Raw genomic sequence first — 24,869 nt, 5'->3', positions numbered from 1 at the left:
AGTCAGTGAGTTTTTTGACACATTAATTCAATCATGCGTGATTGTAATGAAATGAAAAACCCTGATCGTAAACTGGTTATTTTTGCAGGCTTGTATTAGCATGAGTTTAAATAAGATGGCTATTTATTTAGTTTTAACAAGCATTAAGAGTGAGAAAGTTTGATGAGTTTAGAGGGCCGTGTTGACGAAGCGCTGTTTCATCGGCTGATGTCGAGCGCCCATATTCCGTTAATCGGTAGTGCCCTCGGTGGTTTGCTGATCTCTATTTCACAGCTGGATTCTGATAACCGCCACTTGTTTTTTGCCTGGGCTTTCCTTGTATATGTGGTGATTGCGATACGCTGGTGGTTAACGCAGCGCTGCAAAAACAAATTAGCCAGGCAGGGGTTTGATCGCAAGTTAGCTTATCAGTATTGTCTGACCCTGGCTTTATCTGGGATAGTGTGGGGGGCGCTAGGTTTTCTGATCACTGATGCGCCGCCGATGACGGAGATTATCGTGATTACGGCTATCCAGGCGATGGTCATGGGTGGCGTGGTGACCATGGCTTCCTGTATTCCTGCGTTTTTTGCATTCAGCCTGCCTGCGATGTTGCCTACGGTAGTGATTTTTGCGACCGGCAACAGCACGCCGAATGCTGTGATGGCGGTGTTCAGTGTGATTTTCTATTTGCTGATGGTAGGCGTCACTTATCGTTTTAATCATTCGTTACGGCAGGCGCAGCGCATCAGCTTCGAGAATGAGGATTTAATCGGGTCACTCAAAGAGGCTTATCAAAAAATATCCGCGCAAAACCTGGAGCTGAACCACGTTGCTCACCACGATAACTTAACCGGCTTGCCAAACCGTAAATTGCTGGCTGTGCGCATACAGCAAGCGATCGAAATTGCAGAAGTTAAAAAAACCAGCACCGCGATTTTGTATCTGGACCTGAATGGATTCAAGGCGGTTAATGACCAGCTTGGACACGAGGCTGGCGATCTGGCACTCATAGAAGTGTCACGCCGGTTGGGTAAGGTCATTCGTGGTAGCGACACGCTGGCAAGGGTAGGTGGCGACGAATTTGTGATTGTGCTTTCTGATCTGCAAGGACACGCCAAGTCTTCGGTAGAGATGGTTGCCAGCAAATGCCTGATGGTGTTTGAGCAGGAGTTCGTGATTCAGGCATCTGAACGGCAGCTAGGGGCATCCATAGGACTGGCACTTTGCAAAGAAGGCGACACGATAGAACAGCTACTTTCGCTGGCCGATAAAGCCATGTACCAGGCCAAATTATTAGGTTGTGGAAAAGTACACTGGGCATCTTAACAGTTGCCTGTTCTAACGCTCTTCTAGACCCATATCCAAATTCTTCAGTTGATAGTTAAACTGCAGGTCTTTCCTCTGCATATTCTATGCTTTGATTTTTATCCTTTCACTTACAGTTTGAGAAATAAAGGCAGTTTCGCAAGTAGATGACAGTTTCAGGAATAGTTTTTATTTATTACTGTGAATGTATATCATCATGTACAGCAAGAAATAAAATAGCAGGACCAGTACTTGTGATTAGCGGGTTCAGGCATGTGCTTGATTTTACAAGCGCATGAATGTGTTTATATGTATCTGTAGCGGAGTGGTTGATGAGCACGTCGCAAACTGTAAAGCATCATCAGCAATTGACGCAGCTTTATCTTGCACTGAGTCAATGCAGCCAGGCGATTGTGCAAAGCCACGATCGGCAGGCGCTATTTGAGAAAATTTGCCGCATCATCGTCGATTTCGGTCACGCGAAAATGGCCTGGGTTGGCGAAGTCAATCCAGAAACAAAACAAGTGAATGTGGCTGCAGCTTTTGGTACCGGGCTTGAATATCTCAACAAAGTGTCTATTTCTGCAGATCCGGAACAGCCTAATGGAAGAGGTCCTTGTGGGCTAGCCATTTCCACCGACCAGCCTTACTGGCTACGGGATTTTCAAACAAACCCGGTTGCGTCTTTATGGCATGCTTCTGCAGCAGAGTTTTCCTGGAAAGCCGCGGCCTTCTTGCCGCTACATACCGAAGGTAAAGTGGTCGCTTGCCTTTCATTATATGCCTCTGAAGAACACGCTTTTGATCCTGACACCCAGCGCCTGTTGATGGACATGGTGGCGAATATTGACTTCGCACTGGACCGTTTTGCAGTGCAGCAGGAGCGCACGCAATATCAAAAAAGCCTGCTGGCCAGCGAGCAGCGTGCGCGTCAGGTGATGGAAAATGCGCTGGATGCGATTATCAATATGGATACCGGCGGTTTTATCATCGAGTGGAATAAAGCGGCCGAGCGTATTTTTGGTTATAAACGTAGTGATGCCGTGGGTAGAAGTCTGGCAGAAGTGATTGTCCCTGAAAGCTACAGGGAGGCGCACAACAAAGGTCTGCAACGGCTGCAACATTCTCGAGAATCCAAACTGCTGGGCCGTTCTATCGAAATTACAGCGATGCGTAGCAATGGCACTGAATTCCCGGTGGAATTGACCATTATAGAAATAGTCAGCAGTGGAGAGCGCTATTACAGCGCTTTCCTGCGCGATATTACCCGCCGCAAAGACTATGAAGCGCGCATAAAATTTTTAGCCAATTATGATGCGCTGACCAGCTTGCCCAATCGTAATCTGTTGAATGAGCGTGTTACCAAGGAAATCGAGAATGCCTGGGCGAATGATAGCCAGTTTGCCTTGATGTTCCTCGACCTGGATCATTTCAAGGATGTAAATGACAGCCTGGGACACCGCTATGGCGACAGCTTGCTGATTGAACTGACCAAGCGCTTTCAAAACCTGGTTCGCCCGGAAGATACGATTTGCCGTTTGGGCGGGGATGAGTTTGTGTTTTTATTGGCGGGTTCAGGGCATGATGTTGCTAAAGAGGTGGTGGAGCGTTTGCTCGTGGCGGTCGAGCAACCTTTGGTGATAGACCAATATCAGCTAACCGTGACCGCTTCGGTTGGCATTGCCATTTATCCTGACGATGGGCTGGATATTGAAACTCTGCAACGCAATGCCGATGTCGCCATGTACCGTACCAAAAAGGAAAGCCGTAACGGCTACCGTTTTTTCAGTAACCAGATGCAAATCCAGACCACCCGGCATTTGCAAATGGCAAATGCCTTGCGTCAGGCAATCTCCTTGAGACAATTGGAAGTGTATTACCAACCGCAAATGGATCTCACTACCAAAAAACTGGTTGGGGTAGAGGCCTTATTACGCTGGCAGCATCCGCAATTGGGTGCAGTGTCGCCGGCCGAATTTATTCCTCTGGCAGAAACCAGTGGTTTGATTATTTCGATAGGCAGCTGGGTGCTTGAACAGGCTGTGCAACAAATACAGCAATGGCAACAAGCGGGTATTCATAATATTTGTGTATCGGTAAATTTATCCAGCATCCAGTTCCGTGATCCCGAATTGCCGGCATTGGTGCAGAGAATATTGCATCGCTACCAGGTGATGCCGCAGGCGCTTGAACTTGAGTTGACAGAAGGCGTGGCGCTGGAAAACCCTGAAGGGGCCGTCAATATGATGGATGCGCTCGATCTGTTGGGTATCCGGTTGTCGATTGATGATTTCGGTACCGGGTACTCATCGCTGAGTTACCTTAAAAAGTTTAAAGTCTATAAGTTAAAGATCGACCAGTCGTTCGTTCGCGATATTTCTACCGATGATGAGGACAAGGCGATTGTGATCGCTATTATCCAGCTGGCGCGCAGCCTGGGATTAAAAACTATCGCTGAAGGCGTGGAAACGGCCGAGCAGAAAGCATTCCTGCTGGCGCATGGCTGCGATGAGATGCAAGGCTATTATTTAAGCCGACCTATGCGTAGCGAAGATGCAACATCTTTCTTATCGGAAAATCAATAGTTAAACATTCGGCAATTCTGTTGATACCATCCTGAATGCACATGCTAATGTGTGCATTTTCTTAGATTTCCCACCTGCTTCAACAAGCACCACAAAAATAAAATAGTTGACTTCCCAAATGATAATAATTATCATTTACTTGAAAGTTAACCAAGAGGAGAGTGATAATGAAGCGTCAAACTGTAGTGGGCAAGACCATGCTGGCAGGTAAAACGGCTTGTAAAGTGCTTTATCACAAATCTTCAGATACGGTAGAAGTTGAAGTTGGCGGCACAACGCTCAAGTTCGAAGCGGATAGTTTTATTGTGATTAACGAAATGCTGCGCAAAGCTGCCGCCAGAATTGTGATGCAAACCGAGATAGAAATGAGTATTTGAAAGGATCATCATGCAGGCAATCGGAAAAGAGACAATGCGCTTTGATCCGTCACTGCCGGACGCAGAGTCCGTCATGGCGTCATTGCTATACATCGCAACGCTATATATTAAAAAGCCCACTTACGAGCTGGCCAAGCAAGCCTTGCGTTTGGCAGAAACGCTGACCGCGCCTGAATATGCAGATTCAGATCTGATCTGCAGGGTGTCGCGTCGCATGTGTGTGCAGTGGACGTTGCTGGTGAATGAGTACGAGCAATCAGCGCTACACACTAGCCCCATGCGAGAGTGCCGCTAATTCCATCCATTAATTCAATGAAACTAATCATGAGCGAACATTCAATGTGTAAGAAAATTTTGTTATCAGGCCAGGCGGGTTTCCGCGTACATTACTGTGAAACCCACCGCACGGTTGAGCTGGAAATAGGAGCCATGAGTTTGAGGTTGGATGAAGATGCGCTGGAAATGATGAGTGAATCTTTAACTGAATCGGTGAGCAAGTTACATGCATTGCAAGCCACCAAAGGCTCATTTGAGGCGTTTATGCGTCAGTTGAAAAACGCCTGATAACAGAAGAAAATGGTATTAAAAAAGGCAGTGACTTAACCGTCACTGCCTTTTGTTTTTCAGATTAAATTTTAATCTACAGATTTCGAGCTGACGTTTCTTGTTAATTCACTCAAGGTTTTATTGAGTGTATGGAAGGCTGCATCAGACAAGCCGGTATCGCAGGCAACGCGCTTTTGCACTTCAGACAACTTGCTGCGCAGGTTCAAACCCTCTTCAGTCAGGCTGACAATCACTACCCGCTCATCATCTTTCTGGCGCGTACGTTTAGTCAGTTTCTTCACTTCCAGCCGTTTTACCACAGGCGTAATCGTAGCCGGTTCCAACAGCAATTTTTCGGCGATTTCTTTAATTGAAAGCTGCTTGTATTGCCAAAGTGCGACCAGTACCAGATATTGAGGGTACGTTAGATTCAGCTTATCAAGGTCGGGCTTATAGGATCGAAGTAGGGCATGCGTTGCGGAGTAAAGTGAAAAACATAGCTGATTTTCTAGGTATAAATTCGGCATGAATGGAGCTTTAAATTGTCATCAATGGAATCCGAATATTACAGCATCAATTACTGACACTGTCTAGAGTTGTTTTACGTAGTTATGAAGGTAATTCAGTATAATTGGCTGTTGCATGCTTAAATTATTGTCAATCTCGGCAAAGAACCGCTCTGCGTTGCCTGAGTCATAGATTTAAAGCCCCTTATAAGCGTATCAATTAAGATAAAATATATAAGATAAAATATATGGGCGCACATTACTTTTAGTGCCACGAATTGACTCCTCGGAATTATGCTGCCGTCCATCACTTTTCTTGATCTCGAAACCACAGGCGCCACCCCGCTAAAAGACCGCATTACCGAAATTGCGCTGGTGCGTTTTGATGATGGGGTCGAAACTGCCCGCTGGCAGACATTGGTCAATCCGCAAATGGCGATTCCCCCATTTATCCAGTCATTGACCGGCATCAACAATGCCATGGTTGAAAATGCTCCCGAGTTTTCTGAAGTGGCAGGCCAGCTGCTGGCTTTTCTGGAAGGCAGTGTGCTGGCGGCTCACAATGTCAGGTTTGATTATGGTTTCCTCAAAACCGAATTCAAGCGTATGGGCATCAACTTTCAGCAAAAAGTGTTATGCACGGTCAAGCTATCGCGTCTGTTATACCCGGAACATTTCAGCCACGGCATAGATGCGATTGTGGCCCGCCATAAAATCGAAGGCCTGGCCCGCCACCGCGCAATGGGCGACGTCGAAGCCATCCTGAGAATGCTGGCTGATGCGAGGCAGCAGTTGGGTGAGACTGTCATCCAGAGCGCTGCGCAAAAACTGATGGCATCGCCTGTATTGCCGCCGCATATTGATGCAAACCTGATTGGTGAATTGCCGGAAACACCAGGCGTGTACCAGTTTTATGGTGAAAACGACTCGCTGTTATATATAGGCAAAGGGACAAATATGCGTGCCCGCGTACTCTCTCATTTTAGCAATGAGCGAGCTACCGGTAAGGATAAGCGCCTGGTGCTGGAGATTAAGCGCTTGGAGTGGATACCCACCGCCGGAGAGTTGAGTGCTGTAATACTGGAGTCGCGCCTGATCAGGGAGCGAGCACCGGCCTACAACCGTCAGATGCGGCAAGAGCGCCAACTTTGCAGCTGGTTACTGGATTCGTCTGCGCAACCAATGATCAGGCTCGTTGATGAAGAGGATATGGACTCCAGCCAGTTGAATCGCATGTTCGGCACGTTTAAAAGCCGTCACCAGGCAACTGAAGCCTTGCGTAAAATTGCCCAGCAAAATCGCTTATGCCTGAAAACATTAGGGCTGGAAAGCGACAGCAGCAGCGCTTGTCTGGCGTATCAGTTGAAACACTGCAAAGGCGCCTGTTGCGGTCATGAATCAACCGAGATGCACGGCTTGCGGCTGCAACAGGCGTTAATAGCCCACAAACTCAAGGCCTGGCCTTTCGCAGGCAAAATTGGTATTGAGGAGTACAGTCTGGAAAACGATATAAGGCAGATTCATGTGTTCGAGCATTGGGTATACCTGGGAGTGGCGGATAGTGATGAAAGCCTGCAAGGATTAAGCACACAAATCACTAAGCTTAAATTCGACCTGGATACTTATAAACTGCTGAATAAAGTATTTGCGCAAAAAAAGACCCGCGTGCTGAACCTGCCGCTTTAACACGGCAGTCCGGCTTGCGCGGGTGAAGAGGTAGTCAATTAACGTGGTATATAAAAGGTGCTGTCGGTCGATACCGTCTCGCCAGAAGGCTGCGCAGTGACTTCAATCGTAATGCGCTGGCTTCCCGCTCTTTCTGAATGGGGGATCGCCAGGCTTAGCGGTATTAATGCTTCCTTGGTAGCGTTAACAGTGAGTGACTGTTCACTTTCTACCTTGATTTCAGGCAGCCCTTTGGCACGAATACGGTAGTGCTGTGCTTGCTCGGTGGCATTGATCAGGTGTAACTGATAAAGGTTTTCTACACCCTGGCTGGTTTCCCGGTACATGATGTTACGGTCCCGCATGATGTCGACCTTGAAGTTTGGTTTATGCAACATGCTGTACGCCATCCAGCCAAATATCAGCGCAAACAATGCGCTATAAATCAGCACACGCGGGCGTAACATATGGCTTAATAAACCATGTTCGCTGGTATTGCCGCCTGCAGAAAATCGGATCAACCCGCGCGGGTATTGCATTTTATCCATTACCTCATCGCAGGCATCAATGCACAGGCCGCAGCTGATGCATTCATATTGCAAGCCCTGGCGGATATCAATCCCCACCGGACATACCTGCACGCAGATGTTGCAATCTATGCAAGAGCCCAGGCCCTCGGCCTTGAAATCCTGCCCTTTGCTGCGGCCGCCGCGTGGTTCTCCACGTTCGCTGTCGTAAGCCACAATCAGCGTGTGATTATCAAACATGGCACTCTGGAAGCGCGCATAGGGACACATATGTTTGCACACCTGCTCGCGCAGAAAGCCGGCATTGCCATAAGTGGCAACACTGTAAAAACCAAACCAGAACCATTCCCAGCCACTCAGCTGAAAATTCAGCAATGCCGGTGTCAGTTCGCGAATAGGCGTGAAGTAACCGACAAACGATATCCCTGTCACCATCGCAAAACCGAGCCAGACACCATGCTTGCTAAATTTAATAGCTGTTTTTCTTAATCCCCAGGGCTGCGCATCCAGCTTCAGCCGCGCCATACGGTCACCTTCAATGCGGCGTTCCATCCATAAGAATATTTCTGTATACACCGATTGCGGGCAGGAGAAGCCACACCACAAGCGACCGGCGACAGCCGTAAACAAAAACAAACCCAGCGCGCACACGATTAATAGCAGCGCCAGGTAAAACAGATCCTGCGGAAAAATCACCATCCCAAACAGGTAAAACCGCTGCGCGTTGATATCCATTAAAAACGCCTGGCGTTCGCCATATTGCAGCCAGGGCAAGCCATAAAAAACGATTTGCGTGAGCCAGATCATCAGCCAGCGCCAGTTTTTGAAATAGCCGTTGACCGTTCGCGGATAAATCTTCGCGGTTTTCTGATACAAGGACATGGTTTTTTCCGTGACCGGGGTGGCCACAATGGGAATCACGGTTTTGCTACGAGAGGCTTGCATGATGACACTCGAAAACGACTGGAGACGAGCGCACTATAGGCTGTTTGCAAAAACTAAAACAGATTCAGTTTTTAATTAAAAAACCATATCAGTTTGGTGTGAGTGTTTTTAAAGTGAGCTTGCCCAGTGTCTGGATAGCTTGCAGGCCTGCTGGGTTTAATGGGTGCCCATAATTGAGGCGGATAAAGTTGGCGTATTGTTGTTGCGACGAAAACATATGCCCAGGTGCAAGACTGATATTTTGGGTGATTGCCTGCTGAAAAAGCTGCAAGCTATCGCACTGTTCTGGCAGTTGCATCCAGAAAAAATAGCCTCCTTGTGGCTGGTTAAAGCGTACCTGCTCGGGAAAGTGCTGATGAATGGCCTGTGAAAACTGCAGTTGCTGCAACATGAGCTGGTGTCTGAGTTGGCGCAGGTATTTATCATAACCGCCTTTCGCCAGGTAACTTGCCAGTGCATGCTGGGCCGGGATGGACGTGGCAAGGGTGGTCGAGATTTTCAAGCGCGTGATCTTGTCAGTAAACCGTCCCGCCGAGACCCAGCCGACGCGGTAACCCGGCGCCAGCGATTTGGAAAAAGAGCTGCAATGCATGACCCAGCCTTCCGTATCCCAGGCCTTGGCTGGCAGCGGACGCTGCTTGCCAAAATACAATTCGCGATAGACGTCATCTTCGATCAGCGGCAATCGGTGTCGTGTCACTAAAGCAACGAGTGCCTGCTTTTTATCTTCCGGCATCAGGCTACCGGTGGGGTTTTGAAAATTGGTCATCAGCCAGCAGGCTTTGGGCTGGTGTTGAGTGATGGCCAGTTCCAGCGCAGCTAGATCAATACCATGCTCGGGATGGCTAGGTACTTCAATCGCCTTTAGCCCCATTCTTTCAATTGCCTGCAAAGCAGCATAAAAGCTCGGTGACTCTATGATCACGCTATCACCAGGCTGGGTTACGGCGGCCAGGCTCAGATTGAGCGCTTCAAGTGCACCGTTTGTCACGACGATATCTGTTGCATCAGTTTGCGTGCCATCCAACTGGTAACGCAATGCAATCTGGCGTCGCAACTCAAAATCGCCTTGCCCGATATCACTTACCGTATCAGACGGTTGCATGCGGCGAACAGAGGCCACCATATGGTCAGCCAGTTTTGAAAGGGGAAAGTGCAATGGGCTGGGAAACGCCGAGCCGAACGGCACGTGCTGAGGATCTTTAATGCGATCCAGAACAGTAAAGACCAGATCGCTGATTTGCAAAATGGTCGGCAGGCCGGTTTGCGCAGGGCTTGCTGGTGCGAGTGACCGTTCGCTACGCAATGGCCCGGCCACGTAATAGCCCGAACGTGGCCGCGTGACCAGCAGGCCACGCGCTTCCAGTAAATAATATGCCTGGAACACGGTGGAGGCATTCACCTGTTTCAGGGCCTGAATCTGGCGTATCGAAGGCAATTTGTCGCCACGATTGAGTAACCCTTGCTGGATGGTGCTGGCAATTTCTTCGGCAATGATTTCGTATTTTTTCACGTAGTAACCTTGCGACATCGTTGCCGGGCAACTGATATGGTAAATTAAATCCAAACTGAAGCTGTTTGGCAAGTGTCATTATGTTTAGGATGCTGCTTTTTGCAGATTGAGATATTTCCTCATGCCCCAGCTAATCATCAGTCATATTGAACGCTTGAACAAAAGACATTACCTACTCTGGCTTAGCGACGGGCAATCCTTGCAGTTATCGATTACGGATATGTTCAATGTCAAAGTCATGCTGGCCGATCAGGAGGTTGCCTCTGTGCATTTTCAGCCATTAAGCTCATTGAATAATATTGAAATGCCGCCGCTGTATCGCATTAATGACTATCGCGCGCCAGCAGGTGTTTTTGCTTTATTGGCTGATGGTTTTCTCAATGCCATATTAAGTGTGTACGCGTTCTATACACACGGTATAATCAAGCCTTGGCGAGCGGCACCAGCAACTAAATCGCTGCTGGCTTGACACTCATCCATTCACCACCCGCATTCGCTGTTGAATATACGCAAATGTATTTGCATTCTTGAATTAATTGCGTATAATTGCGGGTTCTTTAAAAGGCGACGTTTAAGGCATTTTTATGTACGCAGTGATTAAAACAGGTGGCAAACAGTACAAAGTTACCGCTGGTGAAAAATTAAAAGTTGAAAAATTGGTTGGCGACGTGGGTTCTACTGTTGTGATCGACAAAGTATTGTTGATTGCAAACGGCGAAACGACTACGGTTGGTGCACCTTTGATAGCCGGCGCTACAGTGAATGCCACCGTGGTATCACATGGCCGTGGTGACAAAGTGATGATCTTTAAAATGCGTCGTCGTAAGCACTATCGCAAGACTCAAGGTCATCGTCAGAGCTATACTGAAATTCAAATCGATACTATTTCTGCTTAATCGGCAGATTGCTAGAGTAAGGAATCAAACATGGCACACAAAAAAGCAGGCGGTAGTTCACGTAACGGCCGCGACTCACAAGCCAAACGCCTGGGCGTAAAAGCTTTTGGTGAAACAGTTGTTAACGCCGGTAGCATTATCGTGCGTCAACGTGGTACAAAAATGCATGCTGGCGAAAACGTTGGCATGGGTAAAGACCACACGCTGTATGCACTGGTTGAAGGCAAAGTTAAATTTGCTATCAAAGGCGCGTTAAAGCGTCATACAGTGAGCATCGAAGCGGTTTAATCGCAGATTCATGTAAAAAGCCCTGTCGCTTGACGGGGCTTTTTACTTTATAGTTATCAGATTGTAGCCTTGTATAATTGCCTGTTAATAAGCACAGGCAATTTGAAATTTTAAGATGCAGTGCAAGGCACACGGCACGCAAAAACCGGAATGTACAAAAGTACACAAGGATATTGAGCACCGTGTAACGCAACAATGCGCTTAAAAGGCAAATTGATCATGAAGTTTATTGACGAAGCTACTATCAAAGTTTACGCCGGCGACGGCGGTAATGGCGTAGCCACATTCCGCCGTGAAAAGTACGAGCCTATGGGCGGTCCCAATGGTGGTGATGGTGGCAAGGGCGGTTCGGTATTCGTGCTCGCAGACCGCAATATCAATACCCTGGTGGATTATCGCTATACCCGAACTTTCAAAGCCCAGCGCGGTGAGAACGGTAGCGGATCAGATTGCTACGGCAAGGGTGGCGATGATATGGTGCTGCGTGTGCCTGTAGGTACCACTATCAGCGACAAAGCGACCGGCAATACCATGGTTGACCTCAATGTCGACGGCCAGCAGGTGATGATCGCCAGTGGCGGTAAAGGTGGCCTGGGCAATATTCACTTTAAAACTAGTACCAACCGTGCACCTCGCCAATGTACCAAAGGCGATCCGGGTGAAGCTTTCGAGCTATACCTGGAGCTAAAAGTGCTGGCAGATGTCGGTTTGCTGGGTATGCCAAATGCAGGCAAATCCACATTTATACGCTCGGTATCAGCTGCTAAACCAAAAGTCGCCGATTACCCGTTTACCACGCTGCACCCCAATCTTGGCGTTGTGCGTGTCGATAGCAATCGCAGTTTCGTCATCGCTGATGTACCCGGCTTGATTGAAGGTGCCGCTGAAGGTGCTGGTTTGGGCCATCAATTCTTGCGCCATCTGCAACGTACTTCTTTATTACTACATCTGGTCGACATCGCGCCGTTTGATGAATTGGTCGATCCAGTGAAAGAAGCTAAAGCCATCGTTAACGAGTTAAAGAAATACGATCAAGAGTTATATGACAAACCTCGCTGGCTGGTATTGAATAAAATCGACATGCTGCCTGACAGTGCTGAGAAGGTCGCAGATTTTGTCAAAGCCTATGGCTGGGATGGTCCCGTGTTCGCTATTTCTGCGATCAGCGGTATTGGCTGTAAAGAGCTGACGTATGCCATCATGGATCATATCGACCAGGCGCGCGTGCAGCGTCATGCTGAAGCTGACCAACAGCAAGCAGCACCGGCGGTTCAAGCACCACAAGTGATTGAATAAATAACAGATAATAAAAAATCGGTATGGGTGTCTCCCTTATTCAAGATAGTAAAACCCTGATTGTAAAGGTCGGATCCAGCCTGGTCACCAATAATGGCCAAGGCCTGGACAGGGCTGCGATTGCTGCTTGGGCCGAGCAAATCAGTGCCCTGGTTAAGCAGGGCAAGCATGTGGTACTGGTATCCAGTGGCGCCGTGGCTGAAGGCATGCAGCGCCTGGGCTGGAAAAAACGTCCTGTGGAAATCAACGAGTTGCAAGCTGCTGCGGCAGTAGGGCAGATGGGGCTGGTGCAAATGTATGAGCAATGCTTTGCACAACATGGCTTGCACACTGCCCAATTACTACTGACCCATGACGATCTGGCCGACCGCAAGCGCTATCTCAATGCGCGCACTACCTTGCGCACCTTGCTTGATTTGAACGTGATTCCCATCATTAATGAAAATGATACGGTGGTCACTGAAGAAATCCGTTTTGGTGATAATGACACGCTGGGTGCCCTGGTCGCTAACCTGATTGAAGCCGATGCACTGATTATACTCACCGACCAGCAAGGTCTTTATTCTGCTGATCCGCGCAAAGACCCCAATGCCGTATTTGTGCATTTCGAAATGGCAGGTAATCCTGCTTTGGAAGCAATGGCGGGTGGCGCTGGCAGCGCAGTCGGCACCGGCGGTATGCTCACTAAAATACTGGCTGCCAAACGTGCCGCCAATAGTGGCGCGCATACGGTGATTGCATCCGGCCGTGAGCCGCAAGTGCTGGTACGATTAAGTCAGGGCGAAGCGATCGGTACCCACCTGCAAGCAGGCAAAATGAAAATCATCGCCAAAAAGCAATGGCTGGCAGATCATTTACGTCTGGGTGGAAAACTGGTGCTTGATGCAGGTGCAGTAAATGTATTATGCAAGGATGGCAAAAGCCTGCTGCCGATAGGGGTAGTCGAGGTGATTGGCCAGTTTGAGCGTGGCGATGTAGTGGCCTGTGTCGATGCCGAAGGTAAAGAATGGGCGCGCGGCATTGTGAATTACCATGCCAGCGAAGTCCGTCGCATCATGCGCAAACCGAGTAGCGAGATTAAAAACATACTTGGCTATGTAGAAGAAAAAGAACTGATACACAGGGATAACCTTGTGGTGTTATAAAACAAGCCACTCATGCACTTGCATGGTGATTTAAGTTTTATCAAAACATGTTTTGCACTGAATAAAGTTAACTAAAAAGGTTGTGTGATATGAGTAAACCTCTGGTAGCCATCATTATGGGATCTGACAGCGATTGGCCGGTGATGAGAAATGCCGCGCAAATGCTGGCAGATTTTGGCGTGGCTTATGAAGCCCGCGTGGTATCCGCACACCGGACGCCGGACCTGATGTTCGAGTTTGCCGAGTCAGCGGCGACAAAAGGTTTTCAAGTGATTATCGCAGGTGCTGGCGGGGCTGCGCATCTGCCTGGCATGGTGGCGGCGAAAACCACATTGCCGGTACTTGGTGTGCCGGTCCCATCCAAACATTTGCAAGGTCAGGATTCACTGCTATCTATCGTGCAAATGCCTAAAGGTATCCCGGTAGCTACATTCGCGATTGGCGATGCAGGCGCGGCGAATGCCGGCCTGTTTGCAGTCTCGGTATTGGCCAACCAGGATGCAGCTTTGGCAAAAAAACTGGCAGAGTTTCGCCAGAAGCAGGCTGAAAAAGTGCATGCCATGGCCTTGCCTGAGCAGCCTTAATTTTTTTTCAATAAACATACCCTGGCTTAGCGTTACACATAATTAGAATAACCGTACAAGGTAATTCTGTCAGGGCATGATGGGGATTGTTGATGAGTTCGCAAGCAAATATTCAAAATCAAAGTTTACATCCTTCAAATGAATCCAGCGTGATTCAGCCAGCCGCCATGTTGGGCATGTTAGGCGGCGGCCAGTTGGGCCGTTTTTTCGTGATCGCAGCGCACGAAATGGGCTACAAAGTCACTGTGCTCGACCCGGACAAAAATAGCCCGGCAGGCATGATTGCTGATGTGCATTTATGTGCAGCTTATGATGATGCAGCGGCGCTGAAAACCATGGCTGAAACCTGCGCGGCGATTTCGACCGAATTTGAAAACGTGCCAGCTGAAACACTGGCTACGCTGGCAACATCGACCATCGTTCATCCAAGCGCCGACGCCGTAGCGATTGCCCAGCACAGAATTAAGGAAAAAACTTTTTTCAAAGAAGCTGGTTTGCCAATTGGCCCATTTGTCGCAGTCACTCGTGAAAGCGACCTGCCGGAAGATGGCGACATGTATCCTGCGGTACTTAAAGTGGCGCGTTTTGGCTACGATGGCAAAGGCCAGGCGAGGGTGGCTAACCAGGCTGAAGCCAAAGCAGCATTCCAGAATTTCAAGCAGGAAGTCTGTGTGCTGGAAAAAATGCTGGCGCTCGACCTTGAAGTGTCAGTAGTGCTGGCGCGTGATGTGCATGGCAATATTGCAGCTTTTCCAACCGCCGAAAACAGCCATTTGAATGGCATCCTGGATATCAGCATCGCCCCAGCCCGTTGTTCTGAGGTGATCAAGGCCAATGCACAGGAACTGGCAAAAAAACTGGCAGCCAGGCTCAATTATGTCGGCGTGCTAGGCGTGGAGTTTTTCGTTGTCGGTAACCAGTTACTGATTAATGAGATTGCACCGCGACCACATAATTCCGGCCATTACACGCTGGATGCCTGTATTACCAACCAGTTTGAACAGCAGGTGCGTGTAATTACTGGCCAGGCGTTAGGCAATCCAGGCTTGCACAGCAATGCCGTGATGGTGAATATCCTTGGCGATAGCTGGCTGTATAGTGGGAAACAGAAAGAGCCGGCCTGGGACAAAGCTTTTGCACACGGTAATCTCAAGATGCATTTATATGGCAAACATGAGCCGCGCAAAAGCCGCAAGATGGGCCATTTCACCGTGATTGGCAATGATGCGCAGGCAGTATTAAATACAGCCAAGGTGGCGCGCAGTGAATTGCATATAGGTGAGTAGTACTTAAGAGGTATGTATTACAAGTCTCGGCTGAAAAGCCGAGATTTTTTTATTTGTATTTGTTCAAGCAGGGATGGAGTCTTTTAAAGTCGAAGCTCTTTAATTCTGAAATTCTGACACGAGTCGATACACGCCAAAGAGGATATAGTTGATATTGTACTGAATACGCGGGCTTGGCTTATGTCGGAGGAAGTTCAATAATTGCTATTGAACTTAATAGTGCTAGTGATGAGCGTTATACTCATATTCTTGAATATATAAAATCCACAGCTTTAGAATTTGAACGGCTTGATAACCAGCCTTGCAGGCAATAAAAAAGCCAGACATATGTCTGGCTTTTTAAGTAAGCACCCCTACTGAAATTATTCAGCAGCTTTTTTCGCGCGAGGCTTGGCGGCAGCTTTTTTGGCTGGCGCGGCTTCGGCTTTAGCAGCAGCTTTTTTCGGAGCTGCTTTAGGAGCAACTGCTTTTTTCACAGAAGTCAAAGTTGCAGGTGCGTCACCTGACAATGCTTTGATCGCAGCTGTCAAACGGCTTTTGTGACGAGCAGCTTTGTTTTTGTGAATAATTTTTTTGTCAGCGATACGGTCAATCACGCTCACGTTTTCCTGGTAAGACGCAACTGCAGCAGCTTTGTCACCAGTTTGAATTGCTTTAATTACTTTTTTGATCGCAGTGCGTAAAGTTGAACGTAACGCAGCGTTGTGTGCGTTCACTTTTACGGATTGGCGCGCGCGTTTGCGTGCTTGTGCGGTGTTTGCCATATTCGTTTATCCTGTAACTTTTCAAAAGGGGTGTAATACGAAACCGTGCATAATACTGTTTTTGCTCGGTTTTTGCAAGGCGAAAATCATATTTCTGCGGATTCGAAATAGTCGCATGGTAAAATCGCCCGACTCAAGAACAATTGTTCTAAAAGATTGAAAATTGCAGGCGGAATAATAAAGCAAAAGCTGCCTGCACCTAGCATTTTTTACCAGACTGCCGGAAACCTGAATACCCCATATGAACTTGCTTAAAGCTTTGGCCACTGTCGGTGGCATGACGTTTATCTCGCGCCTGCTGGGGTTTGTCCGCGATACGCTGATTGCCCGTATTTTTGGCGCAGGCATGGCGACTGATGCTTTTTTTGTGGCATTTAAAATCCCCAATCTGTTACGCCGCATTTCCGGCGAGGGCGCTTTTAGCCAGGCATTCGTGCCTATTTTGTCCGAATACCGCAAACAGCGCACGCCGGAAGCAACCAAGGCTCTGATCAACCATGTCTCCAGTTTGCTGGGACTGTTTCTGGTCGCCATTACTATCGTTGGTATGCTGGCGGCACCTTTGATTGTGCGACTGACTTCGCCAGGGTTTGTGGGAGATCAGGCCAAGTTTGCGCTAACCACCGATTTATTGCGCATTACCTTTCCCTATATTCTGTTTATTTCGCTGGTATCTATGGCCGGTGGTGTACTCAATGCACACAGCAAATTCCAGGTGCCTGCCTTTACGCCGGTGTGGCTTAACCTCAGTTTTATAACGGCGGCTTTATTTGTGGCACCACATTTTAATAATTCAGTTTACGTGCTGGCCTGGGCAGTGTTTGTCGGAGGCATCATTCAGTTACTTTACCAATTACCTTCTTTGCAAAAAATCGGCATGTTGCCGCGCTATGCGCTGAATATCCAGGATGAAGGTGTGCGGCGTATTCTTAAGTTAATGGGACCAGCCATTTTTGGCGTGTCTGTTGCGCAAATTTCAATTGTACTTAACAATGTATTTGCTTCATTTATGCCCACTGGCAGTGTCTCGTGGCTATATTATGCGGACCGGTTAATGGAATTTCCGACCGGCGTACTTGGGGTTGCACTAGGCACAATTCTTTTGCCAAGCTTATCCAAAGCACATGTCGATAAATCTCCAGCCGAATTTTCGCAATTGCTGGATTGGGGTTTGCGTCTGACCTTTATGCTTGCTATTCCTGCCGCTGTCGCCATGGCTGTACTTTCTAAACCATTGGTTGCCAGCCTATTCTATTACGGTAAATTTACCGAGATCGACGTTGCGCAAACCGAGCGCGCATTGATTGCGTATAGCCTTAGCTTGTTAGGGCTGATTATGGTGAAGGTGTTGGCGCCAGGTTTTTATGCTCGCCAGAATGTCAGAACCCCAGTCAAAATTGCCATCTTCACCTTGGTGATGACGCAAATATTAAATGTACTATTCCTTTACTTTACCCCGTTGCGCCATGCAGGACTGGCACTGGCAGTAGGATTGGGCGCTTGTTTAAATGCGACTTTGTTATGGGTCACATTGCAAAGAACCGGAGCCTTCGTGCCAAATAAAGGTTGGCTGGCATTCCTCGCAAAACTATTATTGGCCGTCACAGTAATGGCAGTGGGCCTTCATTTTGTTGCAACATGGTCAGGTGACTGGCTGAGTATGCCAGTTTTGCCGCGATTAATGCATTTAGCTGGTGTAGTGGTATTAGGAATAGCTGTGTATTTTGCTATGCTTGGCATACTTGGATTCAGGCCAAGAGATTTTTCACGTAGGGTTGTTAATTAATTCATCAAGTATTTATCAGACAATAATAAATGAGGAACAATATGAACAAAAACCTGATTGCTTTTGTATTATTTTTTACCACTTCAGTAGCATGGTCAGCAGACACCAGTATTAAGAAAGCCCATCTGGACTTGGGTAGTTTGCCTAAGAAAATAGTACTTATTGAACCTGAAATTTTCGTCAAGGAACTATCTGTTGGTGGTGTGGCTGAAAAGGTGGATGAATGGTCAATCAAAGCCAAGAATAACGTGCGCTCGGCGCTTGCCGCTCAAATTGCTTCTAGACATTTGTTTGATAAGTTGGAGTTGCCAGAAAATTTATCTCCTGAAGAAATTGCCAGCCTGGATGAACATGTCGCTTTATACGATGTAGTCGGATTCAACGCATTTTATTACTCACGTGCAGAATTTGATGCCTGGAAACATAAACGCACAGAGTTTGACTATACATTAGGTTCCGGATTAAAAACGCTGGCGGAAAGATCAGGAGCAGATGCTGCCTTGTTTATTGTTGGTGAAGATTATATTTCAACCGGTGGCCGCAAGGCGGCACGTGTATTCGCTGCCATGTTTGGTGTGGTTCTTCCTCCTAGTCCAACGTTTTTATCAGCAGCTCTGGTGGATTTAAGGTCAGGGGATATTCTATGGATGAATTATGGCTTCGCCATGGATAGTAAGGATCTTAGGATAGCCGAAGACGTCAATAAAATGATGAATGAAATGTTCTTAAATTACCCCGGCCGCGTAAGTCTTGAAAACCAGGCCGGATTATGAGAACAATCAGAAAAACATTGAGTGCGCTGCTGACTGGCATCTTGTTGATGCAGCAAGTTGCATGGGCTGAATCGCGTTTGCCCTATTCTGATGCGAGTTCATTGCAGAAGCTGGAATCAGATGAACAACGTCTGTGGTCTGCCAGTACTGATTTTGAAAAGGCCATCCGCAAAGGCGGACAGATTTATGCCTCACCTGAACTTGAGACTTATCTACAAGGAATTATGGATAAACTTTATCCGGAATTCGCGGGGCTTATCAAAGTGCATGTAGTCAACTCTCCAGTATTAAATGCATTCGCTATCCCTAATGGACATATTTACATGCATACCGGCCTGCTCGCCCGTTTTGACAATGAGGCACAGTTGGCAACCGTACTTGCACATGAAGGCGCGCATTTTGTTTATAGACATGGTTACTTCAACCAACAGTCCATAAAGGGATCTTCTGCATTTGCTACGATTACTGCCGTCATCGGCATTCCTATCGTTGGATTGATAGGTAATATCCTTGCAACTTCCTCAATTTATGGATATTCCCGTGAACTTGAAGCTGAGGCCGATAATATGGGTTTCAAGCGTCTTGTTCAAGCGGGCTATGATCCCCATGAAGCGCATAAAGTCTTTGAACATCTAGCTAGGGAGGTGAAGTTATCAGAGGCGCAGGAAGGCTTTTTTTATTCCACCCATCCAAAACTTAAAGATCGGGTAGACAACTTTACCAAGCTGGCGGCGCAAGAGTCGAACACGGGGGTTATGAATGAAGCGGAATATGCTGCCAAAGTGAATCAGTTGCGTATTGAAGTACTAGAGCAGGAATTCAGTTTTGGCCGTTATAAGCATGTCATTGCATTGCTGTCTGATGAAAACGTACTGAAACGATACCCGCCCACAGTACATTACTATCTGGGGGAAGCGCACCGAAAACGTAACGAAAAAGATGACATTGACATCGCGTTGCGTGAATTTGACCGGGCAATAGAGCTCGATTCTGATTTTGCACCGGTATATCGCTCAAGGGGTTTGCTGTTAATGAGTCAGAGTAAGAGAGAGCAGGCAGCCAGCGAATTCAAGCGTTATTTAGAGCTGGTACCAGAGGCCAGTGATAAGAGTTATGTAAATAGTTACCTTGAAACCCTTGCTAAACAATAATCTGAAAACTAAAAAAGGCAAATCATGCATTTCTATAAAAAAATTATAATCATCAGTTTAATTACATTACTCACTTCATGTGGCGGACCATTCACACGACTGACAAAAGCAGAGTATGTTGATACCAATAAAAACTTTAAAGTGAGTTTGCCGGTAGGGTGGGTGCAGATCAACGGATATCAAAGCGAAAATGCGCTATGGATATCAAAAGATGGTTACAGTTTGCAATCAATCCGGATTGAGGCATTGAAGCCAGATAAAGCGTTCTCCCGCATTAAGAAAACAGCAGCAGCCAATATGCCTATTTCGGATCTTGCAGAATTGGAGTTGGCTGAAATTAAGGCTAAGAGCAGCAATGCCGCCAGTATCAAAGTGCTTGAAAACACTTTGGAAAATGTTTCTGACCAAAAAGCCTTTCGTTTGCATATTCAATATTTAAATGAAAAAGGATTGAGGTTCGAGCAGGTCACTTATGGCTTGGTTAGCGCCCAAAATTATTACAGAATTAGCTATCAGGCTCCTTCAATTCATTATTTTGAACGTGATAAACAGACTTTTAATCAAACAGTAACCAGCTTCAAGATCACGGGTTAATTTAAGTATTCAGTGAAAATATACAGACACATCCCTGATAGCTCTTTACCTCAGACGATTGCGATCGGTAACTTTGATGGGATGCACCTTGGGCATCAGGCGTTATTACGCCAATTAGTTGCCTTTGCTCAAACCTACCGGATTGTTCCGGCAGTGATGACGTTTGAACCTCATCCACGCGAATTTTTTGTGCCGCAAAATGCGCCTGCACGACTGGCCTCCATGCGGGAAAAGCTGGAGTATTTTGCTGAATTTGGTGTGCAGCGTGTCTATGTGCAACGCTTTAGCCATGCTTTTGCTGCCCAGACCCCGGCCACGTTCATGCAGACATTGCAGCACCAGCTTAATGCCAATGTGGTCATGGTGGGTGAAGATTTCTGTTTTGGTGCCAAACGGGCAGGCACTGTACAAACTTTGATTGAACATGGATTCAACGTTATCCCCTTGCCGGAAGTGCAATTTGACGGTGAACGGGTGTCCAGCACCCTGGTGCGTAACGCACTGGCAGCAGGCGATTTTGCAAAAGCACATACTTTGCTAGGGCGCACTTACAGCATCAGCGGCAAGGTGGTGCATGGAGCAAAATTAGGCAGGCAGCTTGGCTTCCCCACGGCTAACGTGCATATGCGCCACGAACGGCCTGCACTCACCGGGGTTTATGCGGTAAAATTGAACAATTTACCGGCAGTTGCCAATCTGGGCGTGCGACCCACCATTGAAGGTATCCCCAAACTCAAATTGGAAGTGCATGTGTTTGATTTTAATGGTGATTTATATGATCAGCATGTGCATGTGGAGTTTTTGCACAAATTGCGTGATGAGATGAAATTTGCCGGCTTGGACGCACTGACAGCACAGATTGCAGCCGACGTTCTGCATGCTAAACAATACTTCCAGTCCGGTGCCGTTAAATAGTTAAAAGAAATAGTGTGTCATGCCTTATGAAAATGCAGGGCATGCAATGTTGAGATTTTTTAAATGACTGACCAAAATAAAGATTCTAAATACAAACTGAATTTACCTGAGACCAGTTTCCCCATGCGTGGCGATTTAGCCAAGCGTGAACCGGCCTGGCTAGCTGGCTGGCAGCAGCGCAAAGTGTATGAGCGCATTCGCACCAAACGCCAGGGCGCTAAAAAATTCATTTTGCATGATGGTCCGCCGTATGCCAACGGTGACATTCACATTGGTCATGCAGTGAATAAAATCCTCAAAGATATCATTATCAAATCCAAAACCATGTCTGGTTTTGACGCGCCTTATGTGCCGGGATGGGATTGCCACGGTCTGCCGATTGAACTGGTGGTTGAAAAAGCCCACGGCAAAAATATAGCTCCGGCCAAATTCCGTGAATTATGCCGCGCCTATGCTGCCGAACAGGTAGAGAAACAGAAAAAAGACTTTATACGCCTGGGTGTGTTTGGTGATTGGGATCATCCCTACCTGACCATGGCCTTTGATACCGAAGCTGACATCATGCGTGCTTTGGGCGATATCTATAAAAACGGTTACCTGTATCAAGGTAGCAAGCCGGTGCACTGGTGTGTTGACTGCGGTTCAGCCTTGGCTGAAGCCGAAGTTGAGTACGAGGATGTGAACTCACCAGCGATCGATGTTGGTTTTAAAGTCGCAGATAACGCGGCGCTGGTTAAAGCGTTTGGGGCTAATGTAATAGGTGATGCTTACGCGGTGATCTGGACCACGACGCCATGGACACTGCCTGCTAACCAGGCGGTGAGCGTGAATGCCGAGCTGGATTATGACCTGATTCAAACCAGCAATGGCTTGTTGATCCTTGCACGCGAGCTGGCTGAAAAAACGTTGGCGCGGTATACCGAAGAAAACACTGCTGTGCTTGCCAGCGCAAAAGGCGAAGCCTTGCGTGGATTAATATTGCAACATCCATTCGATAACCGTCAGGTGCCGGTGATTACCGGCGACCACGTCACGACTGAAGCCGGTACCGGCCTGGTGCATACCGCTGCAGCACACGGTAACGATGACTGGCTGGTAATGCGCGCCAATTTTCCGAATGAAAAACCGCGCGTGCTGATTGGTGGAGATGGCAAGTTTTTTACCAGCGAACTGGTCGAGTTTACCGAAATCCGTGGCTTGAGCCGTCAGGAAGCAAACAAGATTATTCTGGCAAAGCTACAAGAAAACGGTGTTCTGTTTGCCTCTGCACGCCTGAACCATAGCTTTCCGCATTGCTGGCGCCATAAAACGCCATTGATGCAATTAGCGACACATCAATGGTTTATCGGCATGAACTCTGTTGGTACAGATGGCAAACCTTTGCGTGAGCAAGCGAATACTGCAGTGGACGCTACCGAGTTTTTCCCTAGCTGGGGCCGTGCGCGTTTGGAAGCGATGATTAAGAATCGTCCGGATTGGTGCGTGTCGCGTCAGCGTAACTGGGGCGTGCCTATGCCTTTCTTTGTACATAAAGAAACCGGCGCACCGCACCCTGACACATTGAATTTGCTTGAGACTGTTTGCAAACAGGTTGAGCAACAAGGTGTGGAAGCCTGGTTTAGCCTGGATGGTAATGCTTTCCTCAATCAGTATGCGCCGCAAAATGCCGAGCAATACAAAAAAGTCACCGACACCCTGGATGTCTGGTTTGACTCCGGCGCTACGCATTACGCAGTTATCCGTTCTTCACAACATCCGTCATTGGCGGTTGAAGCACAAGCGCGAGCAGCAGCAGGCAAACCAGTGGCAGATTTATACCTAGAAGGCTCTGACCAGCATAGAGGCTGGTTTCAGTCAAGTTTGTTGACCGGTTGTGCGATTGACGGCCATGCACCTTATAACGCCTTGCTGACACACGGTTTTGTTGTGGATGGTGCCGGTCATAAAATGAGCAAATCCAAAGGCAATGTGGTTGCACCGCAAAAAGTGATGGACACTTACGGCGCGGATATCCTGCGCTTATGGGTAGCTTCTACCGATTACTCCGGTGAATTGACCATCAGTGATGAAATCCTGAAACGTGTCGCTGACGGGTATCGCCGTATCCGCAATACCTTGCGCTTCCTGCTTTCTAACCTGGCGGATTTTGATGCCAGTAAAGACTTGTTGCCAATAGAGCAGTGGCTGGAAATCGATCGTTATGCCTTGCATCTGACACAGCAATTGCAGGCAGGTATCCTTGCGGATTACGATAAATACGAATTCCACCTGGCGGTACAGAAATTCGTTGGTTTCTGCTCCGAGGATCTGGGTGGTTTCTACCTGGATATCCTGAAAGACCGTCTATATACCAGTGGCGAAACTTCGCATGCACGCCGTGCCGCGCAGAGTGCGCTGTATCACATCACTCACGCTTTGATGCGTTTGATGGCCCCTATCCTGAGCTTTACTGCGGACGAAATCTGGCAGACGTTGAGGCTGGATGAAGTAGCGACCGTGTTTGAAGAAGAGTGGTATAGCTTGCCTGCGCATGGCTTGAGCGATACGCAATTGCAACACTGGCAGATCATGATTGATTTGCGCAGCCAGGCTGCCAAGGAAATCGAACTGTTGCGTGGTGAAGGAAAGGTCGGTTCTTCGCTGCAAGCAGAACTGGAATTCCATGTGGCGGGTGAGGCATTCGACGCACTGAAAAGCCTGCAGGATGACTTGCGGTTTGTCACCATCACTTCTGCAGCGAAGACTTATCAAGTGGCGGATGCGGCGGCGCAGAAAATCCTGGTTAAACCAAGTGTATATCAGAAATGCGACCGTTGCTGGCATTACCGTGCCGATGTAGGCAGTGATGCGGCGCACCCAAGCATTTGTGGCCGTTGCGTCAGCAACCTGTTTGGTACTGGTGAAGCACGCAAGTATGCTTAATGTCTCTATGCGCAATATAAGGTCGGCAATGCCGTGGTTTGTGTTGAGCGCAATTGTGATTGTGCTCGACCTCTATACCAAGCACCTGATCCAGCAGGCATTTGTGTATGGTGAACATGTGCCAGTAACTGGTTTTTTTGATCTGGTACGCTATCACAATACCGGCGCCGCCTTCAGCCTTCTCGCGAATGCCGGTGGCTGGCAGCATGGATTTTTCACCGCGGTGTCTACGCTGGCATCTGTAGTCATGGTCTATTTGCTGGTCAAGTATCCACAGAAAACATTGTTCTGCTTTGCTATCGCACTGGTGTTAGGCGGTGCACTTGGTAATTTGTATGACCGCCTGACCTTGGGCTATGTGGTTGATTTTCTGCTGTTTTATTATGAACAATGGGCATGGCCAGCGTTCAATGTGGCTGATAGTGCCATTTGCGTGGGCGTAGCTATGTTGGTACTGGATAGTTTTAAGAATCCTGGCTAGTAGCCACATAGTTTTGCAGTCACCAGCTGATGAAAGT

Annotated in this window: 24 protein-coding genes; 20 read left to right on the top strand and 4 right to left on the bottom strand. The window is 47.8% G+C overall.

The features are described from left to right. The first annotated feature begins 162 nt into the window (after positions 1-162). From ASG34_RS03960 to ASG34_RS03940, 5 genes are all read left to right on the top strand, one after another. Entirely contained in the window at positions 163-1,308 is a 1,146-nt protein-coding gene (locus tag ASG34_RS03960) for a GGDEF domain-containing protein (RefSeq protein ID WP_055826710.1), read from the top strand. A gap of 311 nt (positions 1,309-1,619) precedes the next feature. After that, positions 1,620-3,872, top strand: coding sequence for a putative bifunctional diguanylate cyclase/phosphodiesterase (locus ASG34_RS03955; RefSeq protein WP_235559655.1), 2,253 nt, complete (start codon positions 1,620-1,622; stop codon positions 3,870-3,872). Between the two features lie 167 nt (positions 3,873-4,039). Continuing rightward, positions 4,040-4,249, top strand: a complete 210-nt coding sequence (locus ASG34_RS03950; protein ID WP_055826707.1) for a hypothetical protein — start codon at positions 4,040-4,042, stop codon at positions 4,247-4,249. A gap of 10 nt (positions 4,250-4,259) precedes the next feature. Next, the gene (locus tag ASG34_RS03945; protein WP_229007869.1) at positions 4,260-4,544 is read left to right on the top strand and encodes a hypothetical protein; all 285 of its coding nucleotides are present in this window, start codon (positions 4,260-4,262) and stop codon (positions 4,542-4,544) included. 29 nt (positions 4,545-4,573) lie between these two features. Continuing rightward, positions 4,574-4,813 carry a hypothetical protein gene (locus ASG34_RS03940; RefSeq protein WP_055826703.1) on the top strand — a complete coding sequence of 80 codons (240 nt, stop codon included), beginning with the start codon at positions 4,574-4,576 and terminating at the stop codon, positions 4,811-4,813. 71 nt (positions 4,814-4,884) lie between these two features. Here ASG34_RS03940 and ASG34_RS03935 read toward each other — a convergent pair whose 3' ends face one another. Continuing rightward, positions 4,885-5,322, bottom strand: coding sequence for a MarR family winged helix-turn-helix transcriptional regulator (locus ASG34_RS03935; RefSeq protein ID WP_055826701.1), 438 nt, complete (start codon positions 5,320-5,322; stop codon positions 4,885-4,887). Positions 5,323-5,595: 273 nt separating this feature from the next. Between ASG34_RS03935 and ASG34_RS03930 the strand changes: the two genes are divergently transcribed. Beyond that, entirely contained in the window at positions 5,596-6,987 is a 1,392-nt protein-coding gene (locus ASG34_RS03930; protein WP_055826698.1) for an exonuclease domain-containing protein, read from the top strand. A gap of 38 nt (positions 6,988-7,025) precedes the next feature. Here ASG34_RS03930 and ccoG read toward each other — a convergent pair whose 3' ends face one another. Both ccoG and ASG34_RS03920 read right to left on the bottom strand, forming a co-directional pair. Further along, positions 7,026-8,438, bottom strand: a complete 1,413-nt coding sequence (gene ccoG / locus ASG34_RS03925) for a cytochrome c oxidase accessory protein CcoG (protein WP_055826696.1) — start codon at positions 8,436-8,438, stop codon at positions 7,026-7,028. 88 nt (positions 8,439-8,526) lie between these two features. Continuing rightward, positions 8,527-9,951 (bottom strand): aminotransferase-like domain-containing protein, encoded by a 1,425-nt coding sequence (locus ASG34_RS03920; protein ID WP_055827378.1) that lies wholly within the window; start codon positions 9,949-9,951, stop codon positions 8,527-8,529. 121 nt (positions 9,952-10,072) lie between these two features. Here ASG34_RS03920 and ASG34_RS03915 point away from each other — a divergent pair, with 121 nt between their 5' ends. The 7 genes from ASG34_RS03915 to ASG34_RS03885 all read left to right on the top strand — a co-directional run bounded on the left by ASG34_RS03915 (position 10,073) and on the right by ASG34_RS03885 (position 15,446). After that, on the top strand, positions 10,073-10,420 hold the full coding sequence (locus ASG34_RS03915; protein WP_055826693.1) for a hypothetical protein: 348 nt from the start codon (positions 10,073-10,075) through the stop codon (positions 10,418-10,420). A gap of 115 nt (positions 10,421-10,535) precedes the next feature. Further along, a complete protein-coding gene (rplU, locus tag ASG34_RS03910; RefSeq protein WP_055826691.1) occupies positions 10,536-10,847 on the top strand; it encodes a 50S ribosomal protein L21 in 312 nt (103 codons plus the stop codon). Positions 10,848-10,877: 30 nt separating this feature from the next. After that, positions 10,878-11,135, top strand: coding sequence for a 50S ribosomal protein L27 (rpmA, locus tag ASG34_RS03905; RefSeq protein ID WP_055826688.1), 258 nt, complete (start codon positions 10,878-10,880; stop codon positions 11,133-11,135). 219 nt (positions 11,136-11,354) lie between these two features. Next, positions 11,355-12,431 (top strand): GTPase ObgE, encoded by a 1,077-nt coding sequence (obgE, locus tag ASG34_RS03900; RefSeq protein WP_055827376.1) that lies wholly within the window; start codon positions 11,355-11,357, stop codon positions 12,429-12,431. Positions 12,432-12,454: 23 nt separating this feature from the next. Next, on the top strand, positions 12,455-13,576 hold the full coding sequence (proB, locus tag ASG34_RS03895) for a glutamate 5-kinase (RefSeq protein WP_055826684.1): 1,122 nt from the start codon (positions 12,455-12,457) through the stop codon (positions 13,574-13,576). An 89-nt stretch (positions 13,577-13,665) separates the two neighbouring features. Next, on the top strand, positions 13,666-14,160 hold the full coding sequence (purE, locus tag ASG34_RS03890; RefSeq protein ID WP_055826681.1) for a 5-(carboxyamino)imidazole ribonucleotide mutase: 495 nt from the start codon (positions 13,666-13,668) through the stop codon (positions 14,158-14,160). 92 nt (positions 14,161-14,252) lie between these two features. After that, positions 14,253-15,446 (top strand): 5-(carboxyamino)imidazole ribonucleotide synthase, encoded by a 1,194-nt coding sequence (locus tag ASG34_RS03885; protein ID WP_055826680.1) that lies wholly within the window; start codon positions 14,253-14,255, stop codon positions 15,444-15,446. Between the two features lie 362 nt (positions 15,447-15,808). Here ASG34_RS03885 and rpsT read toward each other — a convergent pair whose 3' ends face one another. Next, positions 15,809-16,210, bottom strand: coding sequence for a 30S ribosomal protein S20 (gene rpsT, locus ASG34_RS13770; protein ID WP_082487973.1), 402 nt, complete (start codon positions 16,208-16,210; stop codon positions 15,809-15,811). Positions 16,211-16,451: 241 nt separating this feature from the next. Between rpsT and murJ the strand changes: the two genes are divergently transcribed. The 7 genes from murJ to lspA all read left to right on the top strand — a co-directional run bounded on the left by murJ (position 16,452) and on the right by lspA (position 24,832). Next, positions 16,452-17,996 carry a murein biosynthesis integral membrane protein MurJ gene (murJ, locus tag ASG34_RS03875; protein WP_055826677.1) on the top strand — a complete coding sequence of 515 codons (1,545 nt, stop codon included), beginning with the start codon at positions 16,452-16,454 and terminating at the stop codon, positions 17,994-17,996. A gap of 41 nt (positions 17,997-18,037) precedes the next feature. Then, positions 18,038-18,769 carry a hypothetical protein gene (locus tag ASG34_RS03870; RefSeq protein WP_055826675.1) on the top strand — a complete coding sequence of 244 codons (732 nt, stop codon included), beginning with the start codon at positions 18,038-18,040 and terminating at the stop codon, positions 18,767-18,769. Then, positions 18,766-19,920: a M48 family metallopeptidase gene (locus ASG34_RS03865; RefSeq protein ID WP_055826672.1), complete on the top strand. Its 1,155-nt coding sequence runs from the start codon at positions 18,766-18,768 to the stop codon at positions 19,918-19,920. Before ASG34_RS03870 ends, ASG34_RS03865 begins: the two co-directional genes overlap by 4 nt. A 24-nt stretch (positions 19,921-19,944) precedes the next feature. Continuing rightward, a complete protein-coding gene (locus ASG34_RS03860; RefSeq protein ID WP_055826670.1) occupies positions 19,945-20,514 on the top strand; it encodes a PsbP-related protein in 570 nt (189 codons plus the stop codon). Between the two features lie 12 nt (positions 20,515-20,526). After that, positions 20,527-21,429 (top strand): bifunctional riboflavin kinase/FAD synthetase, encoded by a 903-nt coding sequence (locus tag ASG34_RS03855; protein ID WP_055826667.1) that lies wholly within the window; start codon positions 20,527-20,529, stop codon positions 21,427-21,429. Between the two features lie 63 nt (positions 21,430-21,492). Next, positions 21,493-24,351, top strand: coding sequence for an isoleucine--tRNA ligase (gene ileS / locus ASG34_RS03850; RefSeq protein WP_055826664.1), 2,859 nt, complete (start codon positions 21,493-21,495; stop codon positions 24,349-24,351). Between the two features lie 7 nt (positions 24,352-24,358). Continuing rightward, positions 24,359-24,832, top strand: a complete 474-nt coding sequence (lspA, locus tag ASG34_RS03845; RefSeq protein WP_055827373.1) for a signal peptidase II — start codon at positions 24,359-24,361, stop codon at positions 24,830-24,832. The last annotated feature ends 37 nt before the right edge of the window (positions 24,833-24,869 follow it).

It is taken from the genome of Methylophilus sp. Leaf416 (genome assembly GCF_001424665.1).
Classification (GTDB): Bacteria; Pseudomonadota; Gammaproteobacteria; order Burkholderiales; family Methylophilaceae; genus Methylophilus.
This window is presented reverse-complemented; position numbering and strand designations above follow the sequence as displayed.

Bases quoted from the DNA above. Each gene is read 5' to 3' on its own strand.
- ASG34_RS03960 (WP_055826710.1), top strand. From the start codon at position 163: ATGAGTTTAGAGGGCCGTGTTGACGAAGCGCTGTTTCATCGGCTGATG.
- ASG34_RS03955 (WP_235559655.1), top strand. From the start codon at position 1,620: ATGAGCACGTCGCAAACTGTAAAGCATCATCAGCAATTGACGCAGCTT.
- ASG34_RS03950 (WP_055826707.1), top strand. From the start codon at position 4,040: ATGAAGCGTCAAACTGTAGTGGGCAAGACCATGCTGGCAGGTAAAACG.
- ASG34_RS03945 (WP_229007869.1), top strand. From the start codon at position 4,260: ATGCAGGCAATCGGAAAAGAGACAATGCGCTTTGATCCGTCACTGCCG.
- ASG34_RS03940 (WP_055826703.1), top strand. From the start codon at position 4,574: ATGAGCGAACATTCAATGTGTAAGAAAATTTTGTTATCAGGCCAGGCG.
- ASG34_RS03935 (WP_055826701.1), bottom strand. From the start codon at position 5,322: ATGCCGAATTTATACCTAGAAAATCAGCTATGTTTTTCACTTTACTCC.
- ASG34_RS03930 (WP_055826698.1), top strand. From the start codon at position 5,596: ATGCTGCCGTCCATCACTTTTCTTGATCTCGAAACCACAGGCGCCACC.
- ccoG (WP_055826696.1), bottom strand. From the start codon at position 8,438: ATGCAAGCCTCTCGTAGCAAAACCGTGATTCCCATTGTGGCCACCCCG.
- ASG34_RS03915 (WP_055826693.1), top strand. From the start codon at position 10,073: ATGCCCCAGCTAATCATCAGTCATATTGAACGCTTGAACAAAAGACAT.
- rplU (WP_055826691.1), top strand. From the start codon at position 10,536: ATGTACGCAGTGATTAAAACAGGTGGCAAACAGTACAAAGTTACCGCT.
- rpmA (WP_055826688.1), top strand. From the start codon at position 10,878: ATGGCACACAAAAAAGCAGGCGGTAGTTCACGTAACGGCCGCGACTCA.
- obgE (WP_055827376.1), top strand. From the start codon at position 11,355: ATGAAGTTTATTGACGAAGCTACTATCAAAGTTTACGCCGGCGACGGC.
- proB (WP_055826684.1), top strand. From the start codon at position 12,455: ATGGGTGTCTCCCTTATTCAAGATAGTAAAACCCTGATTGTAAAGGTC.
- purE (WP_055826681.1), top strand. From the start codon at position 13,666: ATGAGTAAACCTCTGGTAGCCATCATTATGGGATCTGACAGCGATTGG.
- ASG34_RS03885 (WP_055826680.1), top strand. From the start codon at position 14,253: ATGAGTTCGCAAGCAAATATTCAAAATCAAAGTTTACATCCTTCAAAT.
- rpsT (WP_082487973.1), bottom strand. From the start codon at position 16,210: ATGGCAAACACCGCACAAGCACGCAAACGCGCGCGCCAATCCGTAAAA.
- murJ (WP_055826677.1), top strand. From the start codon at position 16,452: ATGAACTTGCTTAAAGCTTTGGCCACTGTCGGTGGCATGACGTTTATC.
- ASG34_RS03870 (WP_055826675.1), top strand. From the start codon at position 18,038: ATGAACAAAAACCTGATTGCTTTTGTATTATTTTTTACCACTTCAGTA.
- ASG34_RS03865 (WP_055826672.1), top strand. From the start codon at position 18,766: ATGAGAACAATCAGAAAAACATTGAGTGCGCTGCTGACTGGCATCTTG.
- ASG34_RS03860 (WP_055826670.1), top strand. From the start codon at position 19,945: ATGCATTTCTATAAAAAAATTATAATCATCAGTTTAATTACATTACTC.
- ileS (WP_055826664.1), top strand. From the start codon at position 21,493: ATGACTGACCAAAATAAAGATTCTAAATACAAACTGAATTTACCTGAG.
- lspA (WP_055827373.1), top strand. From the start codon at position 24,359: ATGCGCAATATAAGGTCGGCAATGCCGTGGTTTGTGTTGAGCGCAATT.